Annotated in this window: 15 protein-coding genes; 2 read left to right on the plus strand and 13 right to left on the minus strand. The window is 66.9% G+C overall.

Translation table 11 applies throughout. The features are described from left to right. Positions 1-24: 24 nt before the first annotated feature. Positions 25-1,896, minus strand: a complete 1,872-nt coding sequence (locus tag GJG85_RS14365; protein WP_204383411.1) for an ABC transporter ATP-binding protein/permease — start codon at positions 1,894-1,896, stop codon at positions 25-27. 174 nt (positions 1,897-2,070) lie between these two features. Here GJG85_RS14365 and GJG85_RS14370 point away from each other — a divergent pair, with 174 nt between their 5' ends. Next, positions 2,071-2,466, plus strand: coding sequence for an acyl-CoA thioesterase (locus tag GJG85_RS14370; RefSeq protein ID WP_006485741.1), 396 nt, complete (start codon positions 2,071-2,073; stop codon positions 2,464-2,466). 48 nt (positions 2,467-2,514) lie between these two features. On the opposite strand, the gene GJG85_RS14375 is transcribed toward GJG85_RS14370, so the two are convergent. Then, on the minus strand, positions 2,515-2,997 hold the full coding sequence (locus GJG85_RS14375; protein ID WP_089488804.1) for a nitrate reductase associated protein: 483 nt from the start codon (positions 2,995-2,997) through the stop codon (positions 2,515-2,517). Positions 2,998-3,111: 114 nt separating this feature from the next. On the opposite strand from GJG85_RS14375, the gene fdhD reads away from it, so the two are divergent. Then, entirely contained in the window at positions 3,112-3,966 is an 855-nt protein-coding gene (gene fdhD / locus GJG85_RS14380) for a formate dehydrogenase accessory sulfurtransferase FdhD (protein WP_089488805.1), read from the plus strand. Between the two features lie 51 nt (positions 3,967-4,017). On the opposite strand, the gene GJG85_RS14385 is transcribed toward fdhD, so the two are convergent. From GJG85_RS14385 to GJG85_RS14435, 11 genes are all read right to left on the minus strand, one after another. Continuing rightward, positions 4,018-4,785 (minus strand): enoyl-CoA hydratase, encoded by a 768-nt coding sequence (locus GJG85_RS14385; protein WP_089488806.1) that lies wholly within the window; start codon positions 4,783-4,785, stop codon positions 4,018-4,020. A 92-nt stretch (positions 4,786-4,877) separates the two neighbouring features. Beyond that, positions 4,878-6,077, minus strand: a complete 1,200-nt coding sequence (locus GJG85_RS14390) for an acetyl-CoA C-acyltransferase (protein WP_050014680.1) — start codon at positions 6,075-6,077, stop codon at positions 4,878-4,880. 22 nt (positions 6,078-6,099) lie between these two features. Then, on the minus strand, positions 6,100-8,535 hold the full coding sequence (locus tag GJG85_RS14395) for a 3-hydroxyacyl-CoA dehydrogenase/enoyl-CoA hydratase family protein (protein ID WP_050014682.1): 2,436 nt from the start codon (positions 8,533-8,535) through the stop codon (positions 6,100-6,102). A 118-nt stretch (positions 8,536-8,653) separates the two neighbouring features. Continuing rightward, positions 8,654-10,453 (minus strand): acyl-CoA dehydrogenase C-terminal domain-containing protein, encoded by a 1,800-nt coding sequence (locus GJG85_RS14400; RefSeq protein WP_050014685.1) that lies wholly within the window; start codon positions 10,451-10,453, stop codon positions 8,654-8,656. A gap of 56 nt (positions 10,454-10,509) precedes the next feature. Then, positions 10,510-11,109, minus strand: coding sequence for a TetR/AcrR family transcriptional regulator (locus tag GJG85_RS14405; protein ID WP_050014686.1), 600 nt, complete (start codon positions 11,107-11,109; stop codon positions 10,510-10,512). A 200-nt stretch (positions 11,110-11,309) separates the two neighbouring features. Continuing rightward, positions 11,310-12,584 (minus strand): cardiolipin synthase ClsB, encoded by a 1,275-nt coding sequence (gene clsB / locus GJG85_RS14410; protein WP_050014688.1) that lies wholly within the window; start codon positions 12,582-12,584, stop codon positions 11,310-11,312. Further along, positions 12,581-13,075, minus strand: coding sequence for a dihydroneopterin triphosphate diphosphatase (gene nudB / locus GJG85_RS14415; RefSeq protein WP_089488935.1), 495 nt, complete (start codon positions 13,073-13,075; stop codon positions 12,581-12,583). The genes clsB and nudB overlap by 4 nt, the downstream gene beginning before the upstream one ends. 159 nt (positions 13,076-13,234) lie before the next feature. Beyond that, on the minus strand, positions 13,235-15,037 hold the full coding sequence (aspS, locus tag GJG85_RS14420) for an aspartate--tRNA ligase (RefSeq protein ID WP_011657896.1): 1,803 nt from the start codon (positions 15,035-15,037) through the stop codon (positions 13,235-13,237). Positions 15,038-15,104: 67 nt separating this feature from the next. Continuing rightward, entirely contained in the window at positions 15,105-15,755 is a 651-nt protein-coding gene (locus tag GJG85_RS14425) for a DUF502 domain-containing protein (RefSeq protein WP_006477842.1), read from the minus strand. A gap of 61 nt (positions 15,756-15,816) precedes the next feature. Then, positions 15,817-16,179: an FmdB family zinc ribbon protein gene (locus GJG85_RS14430; protein WP_089488807.1), complete on the minus strand. Its 363-nt coding sequence runs from the start codon at positions 16,177-16,179 to the stop codon at positions 15,817-15,819. A 95-nt stretch (positions 16,180-16,274) separates the two neighbouring features. Next, positions 16,275-16,901 carry an SAM-dependent methyltransferase gene (locus tag GJG85_RS14435; RefSeq protein ID WP_050014695.1) on the minus strand — a complete coding sequence of 209 codons (627 nt, stop codon included), beginning with the start codon at positions 16,899-16,901 and terminating at the stop codon, positions 16,275-16,277. Positions 16,902-16,912: the final 11 nt, after the last annotated feature.

A 16,912-nucleotide genomic window follows, 5' to 3' on the forward strand; every position in this document is an offset into this window, starting at 1 on the left:
CGGCGACGCCCCCGTCGCGCCCCGTTACGCGGCCTCGGCCTCTTCCCCGCCCGCCGCCGCGCGCTGCTGCTGCAGCGCCCACATCTGCGCATACAGCCCGTCCGCGCGCACGAGTTCGTCGTGCGTGCCGCGCTCGACGATCCGCCCGTGGTCCATCACGAGGATCTGCTGCGCGTGCACGACCGTCGACAGACGGTGCGCGATCACGAGCGTCGTGCGATGCCGCGCGATCTGATCGAGCTCGCGCTGGATCGCGCGTTCCGAGCGGGAATCGAGCGCCGACGTCGCTTCGTCGAACAGCAGCACCGGCGGGTCCTTCAACAGCGTGCGCGCGATCGCGACGCGCTGCTTCTCGCCGCCCGACAGCTTCAGCCCGCGCTCGCCGACCGGCGTGTCATAGCCCTTCGGCAACCCTTCGATGAAATCGTGGATGTGCGCGGCGCGCGCGGCCGCGACCACCTCGTCGCGCGTCGCCGTCGGCCGACCGTACGCGATGTTGTAGTAGATCGAGTCGTTGAACAGTACGGTGTCCTGCGGCACGATCCCGATCGACGCGCGCAGCGATTCCTGCGTGACGTCGCGAATGTCCTGCCCGTCGATCCGGATCGCGCCGCCCGCCTGCCGGTCGAGATCGTAGAAGCGGAACAGCAGCCGCGACAGCGTCGATTTCCCCGACCCGCTGTGGCCGACCACCGCGGTCGTCGTGCCGGCCTCGATCGTGAACGTCACGTCGTGCAGGATCTGCCGCGACGGCTCGTACGCGAAGTTCACGTGCTCGAAGCGCACCTGCGCGCCGGCCACCGCGAGCGGCGGCGCATCGGGCCGGTCGGCCACTTCCTTCGGCGCCGACAGCAACCCGAACATCCGGTCCATGTCGGTCAGGCTCTGCTTCAGCTCGCGATAGACGACGCCGAGGAAATTCAGCGGAATGTACAGCTGCAGCATGAACGTGTTGATCAGCACGAGATCGCCAAGCGTCAGCTTGCCCGCGAGCACGCCCTGCGTCGCGCGCCACAGGATGAACACGAGCCCCGTGCCGATGATCGCCTGCTGGCCGAAGTTCAGCACCGACAGCGAGTTCTGCGAGCGGATCGCGGCCTTCCGGTAGCGCTTCAGGTTCTCGTCGTAGCGCTGCGCTTCCCACGCCTCGTTGCCGAAGTACTTCACCGTCTCGTAGTTGATCAGCGAATCGATCGCCCGCGAGTTCGCGCGCGAATCGAGCTCGTTCATCGTGCGGCGAAAATGCGTGCGCCAGTTGGTGACCTTCACGGTGAACACGATGTACGTGACCAGCGCCGCGAACGTCACGTACGCGTAGTAGGCCTCGTACTTGACCACGAAGAAGCCGAGCACGAGCCCGACCTCGACGAGCGTCGGCAGGATGCTGTAAAGCGAATACGAAATCAGTTGCTGGATGCCGCGCGTGCCGCGCTCGATGTCGCGCGACATGCCGCCCGTCTGGCGCTCGAGATGAAACCGCAGCGACAGCCCGTGCAGATGCCGGAACACCTGCAGCGCGAGCTGGCGCACCGCGCTCTCGGTGACCTTCGAGAACAGGATTTCGCGCAGTTCGGTGAACAGCGACGTCGACAGCCGCACGAGCGCATACGCGACGACCAGCAGCCCGACGCCGCCCGCGAGCACGATGCCGGCCGACTGCTCGGCACGGCCGAGCACGGTGAGCTGCTGCACGGCGGACAGGTGATCGACGATGCGCTTCATCACGACCGGCACGCCGAGGTTCGCGACCTTCGCCCCGATCAGGCAGCCGAGCGCGAGCGCGACGCGCCATTTGTAGGTGGTCAGGTACGGCAGCAGCGACCGGATGGTCTGCCAGTCGTTGCGAGGCCCGGTCGAAGCCGGCGCGGGCTCGCCGGAAGCGGGAAATCGGCGCATGGGGAAAGGTCCTGCGGCAATGCGGGACGCGCGTATCGGCGGCCGGCTCGCGCGCTTTCTCGTACAATTTGCGAACGTTGTATTGTCGCAGAAGCCGCTTCGCGCCGCTGCCGGCGGCCTCGCCGGCCAGCCTGCGCGCGGCGGCTCGTTTATTACAGGATGAAAGCCCCCGCCATGACCGATTCGACCCTCGAACTCCCGCAGAAGCAGCCCGCGCTGCGCGTCGTCCCGCAACCGCACGATGCGAACGTTCACGGCGACGTGTTCGGCGGCTGGATCATGTCGCAGGTCGACATCGCCGGCTCGATTCCCGCGAGCCAGCGCGCGAACGGCCGCGTCGCGACGGTCGCGGTCAATTCGTTCGTGTTCAAGCAGCCGGTATTCGTCGGCGATCTGCTGAGCTTCTACGCCACCATCATGCGCACCGGCAACACGTCGATCACGGTCGACGTCGAGGTGTACGCGCAGCGCATGCGCCTGATGGGCGAAGTCGTGAAAGTCACCGAAGCGACGCTCACCTACGTCGCGACCGGCCCTGACCGCAAGCCGCGGCAACTGCCGCCGCTCTGACGGCGGGCAAGCGCCGCGGTGCGGCAGGCGGCCGTCAGTGCGTGGCCGTCAGTGCGTGGCCGTCAGCCCGAACTCCCGCATCGCGGGCACGAAATCGTGATTCAGCGTCGGTTTGCGCGACAGCTTGACCAGCACGTAGCGCTGGAACGGCGCGAGCCGCTGCCACTGCGCGAGCGCGGGTGCCGGCAGCCCGGCCAGCGCGCTCTGCTGTACCAGCGACTCCGGTACCGCGTCGACGGCGCGCCAGGCCGGCTGCTCGTCCGGCTGGAACCATGACGGCTCCAGATCGGCGTGCGTGCGCAGCATTTCGAACAGCGCGTGATCGAAGTTGGGCTCGATCGCGGTGTCGTCGTCGGCCGGAAAGCGCGCGAGCAGCTTGCGGTCCTCGAGCGGCAGCAGTTGCCACTGGTCGAGCGAAATCCGCAGGCCGAAGCGGTCGAGATTGAAACGCACGATCATCGGGATGTACGCGAAGTTTTCCGACGAATCGTGTTCGAAGTTGAAGAGCAACGGAGCGTCGCTGAGTCCCATGGTCGTTACCTGACGTGGCGGATGCCGGCGCGGCCGGCTTGCCTGGGGTATTTTAGAACCTCTGCGCGCGGCCGGCGGCACGATCGTCGCCGGCCGTGCTTCGAATCAACGGGAGTGCTCGTGAATCCGACCCAATCAGACGAACTGCGCGACGCGTTGCGCGACGAACCGCGCGGCGCGATCGAGCTGCCCGTGAGCCGCACGCGCGGCGGCGCGGTCGAACCCGCGCACGACTTCGTCGGCCAGGAATGGCCGGTCGCACTCGTCTTCAACGGCATCTCGCACGCGGTGATGATGTGCACGCCATGCGAGCTCGAAGCGTTCGCGGTCGGCTTCGCGATCTCGGAAGGGATCGTCGCGCGCGGCAGCGACATCAAGGACATCGAGGTGATCCTGCACGCCGACGCGCCGCTGCCGCATGCGGAAGTTCATCTGGAAGTCGTCCAGCAGGCGTTCGCCGCGCTGAAGGACCGGCGCCGCGCGCTCGCGGGGCGCACGGGCTGCGGCGTCTGCGGCATCGAGAGCATCGACCTGCTCGACCTCGCGCCCGAACGCGTGCCCGATACCGGTTTTCTCGCGCGCCTCGCGCCCGACGCGCTGGCGCGCGCCGCGCATGCGTTACCGTCGCATCAGGCGCTGACGAAACTGACCGGCGGCCTGCATGCGGCCGCGTGGTGCGATGCAACAGGCGCGATCCGCACGGCATTCGAGGACGTCGGCCGCCACAACGCGCTCGACAAGCTGATCGGCTCGCTCGTGCTGGCGCGCGCCGATACCACCGACGGCTTCGTGTTCCTGTCGAGCCGCGCGAGCTACGAGCTCGTGCGCAAGGCCGCGCGGGTCGGCATCCCGCTGGTCGCGACCATCTCCGCGCCGTCGTCGCTCGCGATCGAAATCGCGAAGGCGGCCGGCTTGCGGCTCGTCAGCTTCTGCCGCGAAACGGGCCACGTCGACTACGGCACGGCCTGATCGCTCTCCCAACCGCGCACCGGCGAGCCACCGCCGGCGCGACCCGTTCCGTCAGTCGAACTGACGGAAATCCGGCTTGCGCTTCTCGAAGAACGCCGTCATCGCCTCGCGGGCCTCCGGCGCGCGCAGCATCTCGGCGAAATGGCGCGCTTCCTCGGCCATCCGCGCGGGCGTCGCCACGCCGCCCGTCTCCTTGAGCAGCGCCTTCGTCACACGCAGCGATGCCGCCGGCAGCGCCGCCAGCTTCGCCGCCTGCTTCGCCGCGAACGCGTCGAGCTCGGCCGCCGGCAGCACGCTGTTGACGATACCGATCCGGTGCGCTTCCAGCGCGTCGAACGCCTCGCCCAGCAGCAGCTTCTCGGCGGCGACCTGATGGCCGGCCAGGCGCGGCAGCAGTGCGCTGGACGCGGCTTCCGGGCACAGCCCGAGCTGCACGAACGGCAGCGAGAACGTCGCGGTGTCGGCCGCATAAACCAGATCGCAGTGCAGCAGCATCGTCACGCCGACCCCGACCGCGATGCCGGGCACCGCCGCCACGACCGGCTTGCTCGCGCTGCTGATCCGCGCCAGAAACTGGAACACCGATGCGGTGTCGTCCTTCGGCGGCGACTTCAGGAAATCCTCGAGATCGTTGCCCGCGCTGAAATTACCGTCGCTGCCGCGCAGCAGGATCACGCGCGTCGCCTTGTCTTCCTGCGCGTCGGCGAGCGCATCGGCCATCGTCTGGTACATCGCCGCCGTCAGCGCGTTCTTCTTCGCCGGGCGCGCGATCGTGATCGTCATCACGCCGTCGGCGCGTTCCACTTGAATGTCGGCCACAACCGTCTCCTTTGACTGTCTCTACCGGAATGAAAAAAACGGTGCGCGAGCTCGTGGCCCGCGCACCGTCGTCGCTTGTCGTCGCGTCCCGCTTACAGGCGTTCGATGATGCCCGCGGCGCCCATGCCGGTGCCGACGCACATCGTGACCATCCCGTACTTCAGGTTGCGGCGGCGCAGGCCGTGCACGACGGTCGCCGCGCGGATCGCGCCGGTCGCGCCGAGCGGGTGGCCCAGTGCGATCGCGCCGCCCATCGGGTTGACCTTCGACGGATCGAGGCCGAGATCGCGCATCACCGCCAGCGACTGCGCGGCGAACGCCTCGTTCAGCTCGATCCAGTCGAGATCGTCCTGCTTCAGGCCGGCGGCCTTCAGCGCAGCCGGAATCGCTTCCTTCGGGCCGATCCCCATGATTTCCGGCGGCACGCCGCGCACCGCGAAGCTCACGAAGCGCGCGAGCGGCGTCAGGTTGAACTCCTTCAGCACCTTCTCCGACACGACGAGCAGCGCGCCCGCGCCGTCCGACGTCTGCGAGCTGTTGCCGGCCGTGACCGAGCCCTTGTTCGCGAATACCGTGCGCAGCTTCGCGAGGCCTTCGAGCGACGTATCCGCGCGCGGACCTTCGTCGAGCTTGATCTCGCGCGTCTTCACGTCGACTTCGCCGGTCGCGAGGTTCGGGAACCGCTCGGTGAGCGTGTACGCAGCGATTTCGTCGCCGAATTCGCCGGCCTGCTGCGCGGCGAGCGCCTTGCGGTGCGATTCGACCGAGAACGCGTCCTGGTCGTCGCGGCTCACCTTCCACTGTTCGGCGACGCGCTCGGCCGTCAGGCCCATCCCGTACGCGATGCCGAAGTCTTCGCTGCGATCGAAGATGTGCGGCGACATCGACGGCTTGTTGCCCATCATCGGCACCATGCTCATCGATTCGCAGCCGCCCGCGAAGATCGCGTCCGATTCGCCGACGCGGATGCGGTCGGCCGCCATCGCGAGCGCGGTGATGCCCGACGCGCAGAAGCGGTTGACCGTCACGCCGCCGACCGTCTGCGGCAGGCCCGCGAGCAGCGCGCCCATGCGCGCGACGTTCAGCCCCTGCTCGGCTTCCGGAATCGCGCAGCCGATGATCGCGTCCTCGATCACCTTCGTGTCGAGACCGGGCACCTGCGCGACCGCCGACCTGATCGCGTGAACCAGCAGCTCGTCGGGGCGCGTGTTCTTGAAGACACCGCGCGGGGCCTTGCCGATCGGGGTGCGGCTGGCGGCGACGATGTATGCGTCTTGCAGTTGTTTGCTCATTTCAGACTCCTTGTCTGCTCGCTCAGTTACGCACCGGCTTGCCGGTCTGCAACATGCCCATGATCCGTTCCTGCGTCTTCTGCGTGCCGAGCAGCTCGACGAACGCGCGGCGCTCGAGCGCAAGCAGCCATTCCTCGTCGACGAGGCTGCCGGCTTCGACGTCGCCGCCGCACACGGCTTCGGCGATGCGGCTCGCGATCAGGTAGTCGTGGTCGCTGATGAAGCGGCCGTCACGCATGTTGACGAGCGATGCCTTGATCGTCGCGATCGCCGAACGGCCCGCAACCGGCACGTCCTTCGCGCGCAGCGGTGCGCGGTAGCCGGTGTCGGCCAGCGCACGCGCTTCCTTCTTCGCGGTGTCGAGCAGTTCGAACACGTTGAACACGATCGTGTCGGACGGCTTCACGTAGCCCATCGCACGCGCGTCGTGCGCGGACGCCGACACCTTCGCCATCGCCGCGTTCTCGAACGACTTCGTGACGAACTTCAGGATGTCGGTGGTCGCGTTCGCGGCCGCCGCGGCGTCCGCTGCGCGCAGCGCCGCTTCCTTCAGGCCGCCGCCGGCCGGCACGAGGCCGACGCCCACTTCGACGAGACCGATGTAGCTCTCGACGTGCACGACGCGCTTCGCGCTGTGCAGCATCAGTTCGCACCCGCCGCCGAGCGCGATGCCCGACACGGCCGCGACGACCGGCACGTTCGCGTACTTCACGCGCAGCATGCCTTCCTGGAACTTCTTCACGAACGGCTCGATGCCCTTCGCGCCGCCCATCATGAACGCGGGCATCGCCTCTTCGAGGTTCGCGCCGGCCGAGAACGGGCCGCCCGGCGTGCCGAGCTTCAGCGACGTCGGCTGCCAGATCACCACGCCCTTGTAGTCCTGCTCCGCAAGTTCGATCGCCTGCACGAGGCCGTCGATCACGCTCGGTCCGATCGTGTTCATCTTCGACTTGAACGACACGATCACGACGTCGTCCTCACCGGCACGGTCGTCGACCCACGCGCGCACCGCGTCGGTCTCGAACAGCGTCTTGCCGTACGTCTTCGGATCGGCGCCGGCTTCGCCCAGCAGCGGCGCGCGGAACACCTGCTTGCGGTACACGGCCAGGTCCGAACGCGGCACGAAGCGCTTCGATGCCGGCGCCCACGAGCCTTCGGCCGTGTGCACGCCGCCCTGCTCGGCGACCGGGCCTTCGAGCACCCACGACGGCAGCGGCACGTTCGCGAGCGCCTTGCCGGCCGCGATGTCTTCCTGCACCCACTCGGCGACCTGCTTCCAGCCGGCAGCCTGCCAGCCTTCGAACGGGCCTTCGTTCCAGCCGAAGCCCCAGCGGATCGCGAGGTCGACGTCGCGCGCGTTGTCGGCGATCGACTCGAGATGCACGCCGATGTAGTGGAACACGTCGCGGAAGATCGACCACAGGAACTGCGCATGCGGATGATCCGTCTCGCGCAGCAGCTTCAGGCGTTCCGCCGGCGGGCGCTTCAGGATGCGGCCGACGGTTTCGTCCGCCTTCGCGCCCGAATCGACGTAGCTGCCCGTCTTCGCGTCGAGCACCTTGATCGCCTTGCCTTCCTTCTTGTAGAACCCGCCGCCCGTCTTCTGGCCGAGCGCGCCCTGCTTCACCAGTTCGGCGAGCACGGCAGGCGTCTGGTAGACCGGGAAGAACGGATCGTCGGCGAGGTTGTCCTGCATCGTCTTGATCACGTGCGCCATCGTGTCGAGGCCGACCACGTCCGCGGTGCGGAACGTCGCCGACTTCGCGCGGCCGAGGCGGCTGCCCGTCAGGTCGTCGACTTCGTCGAAACGCAGGCCGAACTTCGCGGCCTCGGTGATCACCGCGAGGATCGAGAAGATGCCGACGCGGTTCGCGATGAAGTTCGGCGTGTCCTTCGCGCGCACGACGCCCTTGCCGACGACGCTCGTCAGGAAGGTTTCGAGCTGGTCGAGGATCTCCGGGCGCGTATGCGCGGTCGGGATCAGCTCGACGAGGTGCATGTAGCGCGGCGGGTTGAAGAAGTGCACGCCGCAGAAGCGCGCCTTCAGCTCGTCCGAGAATCCTTCGGACAGCTTCGTGATCGACAGGCCCGACGTGTTGGTCGCGAAGATCGCGTTCGGCGCGATGTGCGGTGCGACCTTCTTGTACAGGTCGTGCTTCCAGTCCATCCGCTCGGCGATCGCCTCGATCACGACGTCGCATTCGGCGAGCTTCGCGATGTCGTCTTCGTAGTTCGCCGCTTCGAGGTATTTCGCGTCGTCCTTCACGCCGAACGGCGCGGGCGACAGCTTCTTCAGGTTCTCGATCGCCTTCAGCGCGATCGCGTTTTTCGGGCCTTCCTTGGCCGGCAGGTCGAACAGCAGCACCGGCACGCGCGCGTTGACGAGGTGCGCGGCGATCTGCGCGCCCATCACGCCGGCGCCCAGCACGGCGACCTTGCGAATCAGGAAATTGCTCACGGGATGTCTCCGGATAGTGTCGTGCAGCGCGGAATGTGAGGGCTGCACGGCGAAGTGAGTACCAGGAACCGTTGCGTTCGGGCGGCGCGACGCGCGGCGCGCACCGCCCGGACTCGCGTCAGAACAGCGATTCGTCGACTTCCATCATCGTCTTCGAACCGGCGCGCGCGGCGCGGATCGTCGCCGCCGTCTCGGGCAGGAGGCGCGCGAAGTAGAAGCGGGCCGTCGCGAGCTTCGACTTGTAGAACGGGTCTCCGCTACGGTCGCCCGACGCTTCCTTGTCGAGCGCGAGACGCGCCATGCGCGCCCAGAAGTACGAGAACACCAGATGGCCGACGGTACGCAGGTACGGCACGGCGGCCGCGCCGACTTCGTCCGGGTTCTGCATCGCCTTCATGCCGATTTCCATCGTCAGCTTCTGTACCTTGTCGCCGATGTCGGCGAGCGGGTTGATGAACTCGGCCATCTCGGGCTTCACGCCTTCGGCTTCCGCGAATTCGGTCACGAGCTTGCCGAACTTCTTCAGCTTCGCGCCCATGTCGCCGAGCACCTTGCGTCCCAGCAGGTCGAGCGACTGGATCGAGTTCGTGCCTTCGTAGATCATGTTGATCCGTGCGTCGCGCACGTACTGCTCCATGCCCCATTCGGAGATGAAGCCGTGGCCGCCGTAGATCTGCATCGCGTGGTTCGTGCACTCGAACGCGTTGTCGGTCAGGAACGCCTTGATGATCGGCGTGAGCAGCGCGACGAGGTCGGCTGCTTCCTTGCGCACGGCTTCGTCGGCGTGCGACAGTTCCTTGTCGATCTGCAGCGCGGACCAGTACGTGAATGCACGCGCGCCTTCCGCGTACGCCTTCTGCGTGAGCAGCATGCGGCGCACGTCCGGGTGCACGATGATCGGATCGGCCGGCTTGTCCGGTGCCTTCGGGCCCGTGAGCGAACGCATCTGCAGGCGTTCCTTCGCGTACGTCAGCGAGTTCTGGTACGCGACTTCCGTGAGGCCGAGGCCCTGCATGCCGACGCCGAGGCGCGCGGCATTCATCATCACGAACATCGCGTTCAAGCCCTTGTTCGGCTCGCCGACCATCCAGCCCTTCGCGCCGTCGAGGTTCATCACGCACGTCGAGTTGCCGTGGATGCCCATCTTGTGTTCGATCGACCCGCACTTGATGCCGTTGCGCTCGCCCGGCTCGCCCGACGCGTCCGGAATGAACTTCGGCACGATGAACAGCGAGATCCCCTTCGTGCCTTGCGGCGCGTCCGGCAGGCGCGCGAGCACGAGGTGGACGATGTTCTTCGACATGTCGTGCTCGCCGCTCGAGATGAAGATCTTCGTGCCGCTGATCGAGTACGAGCCGTCGCCGTTCGGTTCGGCCTTGGTGCGCAGGATGCCGAGGTCGGTGCCGCAGTGCGGCTCGGTCAGGCACATCGTGCCCGTCCATTCGCCCGACACGAGCTTCGGCAGGTATTGCTGCTGCAGTTCCGGCGCGCCGTGCGCGTGCAGGCATTCGTACGCGCCGTGCGACAGGCCCGGATACATCGTCCATGCCTGGTTCGCCGAGTTCAGCATTTCGTAGAGCGCGTTGTTCACGAACGCGGGCAGCCCCTGGCCGCCGTAGTCCGGATCGCAGCCGAGCGCCGGCCAGCCGGCCTCGACGTACTGCCGATACGCTTCCTTGAAGCCGGTCGGGGTCTTCACGACGCCGTCGCCTTCATACGTGCAGCCTTCGCGGTCGCCGACCTGGTTCAGCGGGAACAGTACCTCGGAGCAGAACTTGCCCGCTTCCTCGAGGACCTGGTTGATCGTGTCGGCGTCGAGGTCCGCATGCTTGGGCATTTGCTTGACTTCGGCTTCGACGTTCAGAAGCTCGTGCAACACGAATTGCATGTCGCGCAGCGGCGCGGCGTACTGTCCCATGACTCTCTCCAAAGGTGGGCAACGGCTCGAGCTCCTGGCGGGCGGGTCACGCGCCGCTAACGGCTCTCGCTCTGATACGAAACAATCGTCTTTTCCAGCGCGGCCCACGTAAGGCGCACGGCGTCCGGCGAATGCAGGAAGCGTGCGTCGTGATGCAGGCCGAGCGTGAAGCTGTACAACTCGAAGAGCATCAGGTCCGGATCCGTATCCGCGCGCAGATGCCCTTCTTCCATCGCCTGCGAAATGGCGCGCAGCAACGCGGCACGCCAGGCGGTCACGCTCGCGATCAACTGCTCGCGCACGGGGCTGTCCGGCCGGTCGTCGTACTCCACTGCGCCGCTGATGTAGATGCACCCGGTCGTCACCTCCTGGATGCGCTTCTCGATCCAGCGCGCCAGCATCGCCCGAAGACGCGGCAGACCGCGCGACTCGCGCAGGCTCGGAAAGAACACCTCGTTCTCGAAACGATGGTGGTACTCGCGGACGACCTCCACCTGAAGGTCTTCGCGCGATCCGAAGTGCGCGAACACGCCGCTCTTGCTCATCTGCATGCGCTCGGCCAGCAGGCCGATCGTCAGCCCCTCCAGCCCGTCACGGCTGGCGAGGTCCAAAGCAGCTTCGAGTATCGCGGCACGCGTCTGTTCGCCTTTTCGCATAGCTATTTCTGTAACCGTTCGGGGGTTCGAATAAAATCGAACGGCCGTACTATTATTGAGTGCGGCCGCTCGCGAAACAAGGAAATTATTAGAAACCGGTGTCTAACCGAGCCGCTATTTTGCGCGATTCCGGCGGGACCGGAGCGGCTTTTCCGCACGAACGTGCGGACAGATTTTTTGAAGCGAATACTTAGTCTGCGTCAGTCGTAACCGCCGACCGTCAGCGCCTTCATCACGAGGCGGTACGTGTTGTACGCCAGCCAGTTCAGCAGCCGCTCGACGCGCGGGCGCGCGGCGTAGTGCGCGGCGTCGATTTCCCGGCCTTCGGCGAACGCGGTGGCGATCGCGTCGCGCAACTGGTTCGTCACTGCATCGTAGCGCACCAGCACGACGTTCGCTTCATTGTTCAGCATCAGGCTCAGCGCGTCCAGATTCGACGAGCCGACCGTCGCCCAGTTGTCGTCGATCACGGCGACCTTGCCGTGCAGGATCGTCTTGTCGTATTCGGCGACGCGCACGCCTGCGCGCAACAGCGCGTGATACAGGAACGGTACGGCCGTATCGAGCGCCGTGAATTCCTTGCGGCCGATCAGCACCTGCACGTCGACGCCGCGGCGGGCCGCGCCCGTCAGCGCGCGGCGCAGCTTGCGGCCCGGCATGAAGTACGGATTCGCGAGCAGGATCCGCTGGCGCGCCTGGCCGATCGCCGCGAGGTAGGCTTTCTCGATCGCACGGCGATTCACGACGTTGTCGCGCGCGACGAACGCGACGCTCGGCTCAGTCACGACCCGGAGCGCGCCGGCCTTGATCCACCGGTGGCTGCGCATCCAGCGCCGGAACATGTCCGGGAACGCTTCGCCGCCATGCAGCCCGGCCGCGTACTGCGCATACGGCTTGTGGCCGAACCGGATCCGGTGCCACTGCAGCTCGAACGCGGCGCGCACGTCGGACACCGCGGGCCCGGCCATCTCGACCGCGAAATCCCAGCGCGGGAACGGCAGCGTCGCGCTGCCCTGCGTGTAGTCGTCGACGATGTTGATGCCGCCGCAGAACGCGACCGCGTGATCGATCACCGCGAGCTTGCGGTGCGTGCGCGAGAAGCCGAAGCGGCCGAACAGGAAGCGGTTGTAGATGCAGTGCTCGACGCCGGCCTCGGCCCATGTGTCGAACAGCGGCAGGCGGGCGGTGCCGATGCCGTCGGTGATCACGCGCACGCGCACGCCGCGCTGCGCCGCGCGGATCAGCGCGTCCGACACCGGGCGGCCGGCCTCGTCGTCGCAGAAGATGTAGGTTTCGAGCATCACCTGCTCGCGGGCGGCGTCGATCCGATCGATCAGCGCGTGGAAGAATTCACCGCCGGTTTCGCACAGCCGCACGGTGTTGCCGGCCGTAAACGCGAGCCGCGACGCGGAGCCGCGCTCCTGCAGGAACATCTGCCGCAATTGCGCGAAACGCTTGCGGGTCTCCGCATTCATGCGGACGAACCGTGCGGCGCACGCATGAGGGCCACGCGCGCGGGCAATTGCAGGATCGCCTCGGCGTTCGACGGCGAGAAGCAGCGCGCGGCCGCCTCGCGGAACGGCAGCCACGCATGGTCGACATGCTCGCGCGGCGACAGCGTCACGTCGACGCGATGCGGCACGCACAGGCCGAACCAGTGCTCGACGTTGCGCGTGACGCCCGGCGCATAGCGATGCAGGTATTGCGGATAGATCGTGTATTCGATCCGGTGATGCCAGTCGACGAGCGCGGTGGCCGGCACGTCCGGCGTGCCGACCGCGATGCCGGTTTCCTCGGCCACTTCGCGTGCGGCGGTGAGCGTGAGCGGCTCGTCGAGCGCGTCCTTCGAGCCGGTGACCGATTGCCAGAAATCGGGCTGGTCGGCACGCTTGATCACGAGCACGTCGAGTTCGGGCGTGTAGATCACGACGAGAACGGATTCGGGGATTTTCGGCGGCTTCGTCATCTTGGTTTCATGCGGCACAGGGCCGTGCGCGGGGCCTGTGCCCGAACGTGCGGCAAGTGCTGCGACTGTACCGCAAAAAACGAAAAAGGCGCACCACGGCGCCTTTTCGTTGGATGTCGCGCGCGCGTCGCCGCGCGCACGACCGGGTGCGAAAACGCGTTACGCCTTCGGCTGCTCCGGCTGACGCAGACGGATGTGCAGCTCGCGCAGCTGACGCTCGTCGACCGGGCTCGGCGCCTGCGTGAGCAGATCCTGCGCACGCTGGGTCTTCGGGAATGCGATCACGTCGCGGATCGAATCGGCGCCGGCCATCATCGTGACGATGCGGTCGAGACCGAATGCGATACCGCCGTGCGGCGGCGCGCCGTACTGCAGCGCGTCCAGCAGGAAGCCGAACTTCAGTTGCGCCTCTTCCGCGCCGATCTTCAGTGCGCGGAACACCTTGCTCTGCACTTCCTCGCGGTGGATACGCACCGAGCCGCCGCCGATTTCCCAGCCGTTCAGCACCATGTCGTACGCCTTCGCGAGGCAGCGGCCCGGGTCGGTCTCGAGATACTCGAGGTGCTCGTCCTTCGGGCTCGTGAACGGGTGGTGCGCGGCGACGTAGCGCGCGTCTTCGTCGTCGTATTCGAACATCGGGAAGTCGACGACCCACAGCGGCTTCCAGCCGGCCTGGACGAGGCCATTCGCCTTGCCGAATTCCGAATGGCCGATCTTCAGGCGCAGCGCGCCGAGGCTGTCGTTGACGACCTTCGCGCGATCGGCCGCGAAGAAGATGATGTCGCCGTCTTCAGCGCCGGTACGCTCGAGGATCGCCGCGATCGACGCGTCGTGCAGGTTCTTCACGATCGGGCTTTGCAGGCCGTCGCGGCCCTTCGCCTTCTCGTTGACCTTGATCCAGGCGAGGCCCTTCGCGCCGTAGATGCGCACGAATTCCGTGTAGCCGTCGATGTCGCCGCGCGACAGCTCGCCGCCCTTCGGCACGCGCAGCGCCGCGACGCGGCCGTCCTTCGCGTTGGCCGGCGTGCTGAACACCTTGAAGTCGACGTCCTTCATCGCGTCGGTCAGCTCGGTGAATTCGAGCTGCACGCGCAGGTCCGGCTTGTCCGAACCGAAACGCGCCATCGCTTCCGAGTACGGCATCACCGGGAATGTCGCGTCGAGTTCGACGTCGATCGTCGTCTTGAAGATGTGACGGATCATGTCTTCGAACAGATCGCGGATTTCCTGCTCGCCGAGGAACGACGTTTCGCAGTCGATCTGCGTGAATTCCGGCTGACGGTCGGCGCGGAGATCCTCGTCGCGGAAGCACTTGGTGATCTGGTAGTAACGGTCGAAGTTCGCGACCATCAGCAGCTGCTTGAACAGCTGCGGCGACTGCGGCAGCGCGAAGAACTGGCCGGCGTTCACGCGCGACGGCACGAGGTAGTCGCGCGCGCCTTCCGGCGTGCTCTTCGTCAGCATCGGTGTTTCGATGTCGATGAAGCCCTGCTCGTCGAGATACTTGCGCGCCTCGATCGCGACGCGGTAGCGCAGGCGCAGGTTGTGCTGCATCTGCGGGCGGCGCAGGTCGAGCACGCGGTGCGTGAGGCGCGTCGTTTCCGACAGGTTGTCGTCGTCGAGCTGGAACGGCGGCGTGACCGACGCGTTCAGCACGTTCAGTTCGTGGCACAGCACTTCGATCTTGCCGCTCTTCAGGCCGGCGTTGACCGTGCCTTCCGGACGGTTGCGCACGAGGCCCTTGATCTGCACGCAGAACTCGTTGCGCACGCCTTCGGCGGTCGCGAACATTTCCGCGCGATCCGGGTCGCACACCACCTGCACGAGGCCTTCACGATCGCGCAGGTCGATGAAGATCACACCGCCGTGATCGCGGCGGCGCTGCACCCAGCCGCACAGCGACACGGTTTGGCCCAGCAGGTGTTCGGTCACGAGACCGCAGTATTCAGTACGCATCGACATGATGTTTGCTTTCGTTCGGTTTGATCAACGGGCGCCGCAACGCGCGGCCCGGGCGATGATTCTTTACTTACAGCGGCGGCTCGACGGGACGACGGGCGGGCGCCGGAGCCGGCGCCGAAGGCGCCACGACGCCCATCGAGACGATGTACTTGAGCGCGGCATCGACCGACATGTCGAGTTCGATGACTTCGCTCTTCGGCAACATCAGGAAGAAGCCCGACGTCGGGTTCGGCGTCGTGGGCACGTACACGCTCACGTACTCTTCCGTCAGATGGTTGACCACGTCGCCGCCGGGCGTGCCGGTCAGAAACGCGATCGTATACGAGCCGCGGCGCGGGTATTCGATCAGCAGCGCCTTGCGGAATGCGTTGCCGCTACTCGACAGCAGCGTGTCCGATACCTGCTTGACGCTCGTGTAGATCGGCCCGACGACCGGGATGTGACGCACGACCGCGTTCCACCACGTGACGAGCTTCTGGCCGATGAAGTTCTGCGTGGCCAGTCCGACGACGAAGATGAACGCGAGCGTCAGCACCGCGCCGATCCCCGGCAGATGGAAGCCGAGCATCCGCTCGGGCTGCCACGATTCGGGCAGCAGGAGCAGCGTCTGGTCCATCGTGCCGATGATGAGGCCGAGCACCCACAGCGTGATCGCGAGCGGGACGAGAACCAGCAAGCCGGTCAGGAACACCGTTTTCAGGGTCGTCTTTTTCATCATCTGCCGTCAATGAACCGCGCCGGAAGCGCGGGTTGGTCGCGACCCGGCCGGGCCGCGACGATCAAGTGCCGGCGGCGGGCGCCGCAGCCGGTGCCGGCGCGGCGCTCGTCGTCGTGGTGCTGCCCGCACTGCCCGAACTGCTCGTCGCAGCCGGCGCGGCCGCGGCCGGTGCGGCTTCCGCCGCGGGTGCCGCCGGCGCCGCGTCGCCCGACGCGGTCGCCGGTGCGCTGGCGCCGCCCGAGCCGCCGCGAAAATCGGTGACATACCACCCCGAGCCCTTCAGCTGGAAACCGGCGGCAGTCACCTGTTTGCGAAAAGCATCCTTCCCGCATTCAGGGCATTGCGACAGCGGCGCGTCGCTCATCTTCTGGAGCACGTCCTTCGCGAAACCGCACGCTTCGCATCGATAGGCGTAGATCGGCATGATATTTTTCCCGCAGAAACTGGAAACGGCTTGCAAAACCTTGAATTATAGCCGAAACCCCGGCCCGCTCCGGCAACGGCCGCGACGCGCGCGCATCAGCGGCGACGCCACGTGAGCCAGCGCTCGTGCCCGTCGAACACGGCCAGCGAATCGGTCACGGGCAGATCCTCGATCAGCTCGAAGTGCGGCGCGAGCAGCGCGTCGAGTTCGGCTCGCTCGATCCCGAACGGCGGCCCTTTCGGTTTCGCCACCACGAAGAAATAACCGGCCAGCAATCCGCCCGCGGGCAGCAGCTCGGCCATCCGCGCCGCATAGCTCGCGCGCAGGCTCGGCGGCAGCGCGCACAGGAACGCGCGCTCGTACACCCACTGCACATCGAACGGCGGCTGGTACTGGAAAAAATCGGCCTGCTCGACGACGTCCGCATGCGCACCGAGCTGCGCCTTCGCCGCAGCGACCGCCTGCGCGGCGAAATCGATCGCGCGCACCGGCCAGCCGGCCTGCGCGAGCCATCCGGCCTCCTGCGCACTGCCGCAGCCCGGGATCAGCACCGCACACGGGTCGCGCCGCTGCGCGAACGCGCGAAACCCGTCCGGCACACCGCCGAATTCCCACGGCGTCACGCCTCGCTCGAAGCGCTCGTCCCAGAACGACGCGCTGCCGGGGTCGCGCGTCGCGAAATCGGCGGCGCTCGACGCGGACGGCTGTTTCGGTTCGGACATCGCGTGGCTCC

This window comes from Burkholderia sp. MS389 (assembly GCF_016899425.1).
In the GTDB taxonomy this organism is placed as follows: domain Bacteria; phylum Pseudomonadota; class Gammaproteobacteria; order Burkholderiales; family Burkholderiaceae; genus Burkholderia; species Burkholderia sola.